This is a genomic window from Bacillus sp. SIMBA_031, assembly GCF_046535225.1.
GTDB lineage: Bacteria > Bacillota > Bacilli > Bacillales > Bacillaceae > Bacillus > Bacillus velezensis.
Genome location: NZ_JAWRXC010000373.1, coordinates 1 through 261, shown reverse-complemented (window position 1 = coordinate 261; position 261 = coordinate 1). Strand labels below are relative to the sequence as shown.

General features: G+C 66.3%; 1 protein-coding gene. It reads right to left on the bottom strand.

Going from position 1 to position 261, the window contains the following annotated elements; translation table 11 throughout:
* A partial coding sequence (locus SB724_RS20690; protein ID WP_410572802.1) for a hypothetical protein occupies window positions 1–261 on the bottom strand: 261 nt, incomplete at both ends.

The window sequence follows — 261 nt, the reverse complement described above, 5'->3', positions numbered from 1 at the left end:
CCTGAGGGGTAAGGCGCGTCCGCGCCACCCCAGGCTAGCCTTTTCGGAGAGATTCATGAAGCACAGCACGTCCGCACGTTCGCGCCGCTCGCCGGCCTTCATGCGCCTCGCCCGTTTGCCGTCGGACGTCACCGCGCCGCGTGCTTCGCCGAAGGTTTCGCCGAAGGCTTCGCCGGAGGTTTCGCTGGGAACGTCATTACGTGCCGCATCATTACGCGTGTTAGCGATAGGCGCGCTCATGGCGGGCGCGGCAACCATGCC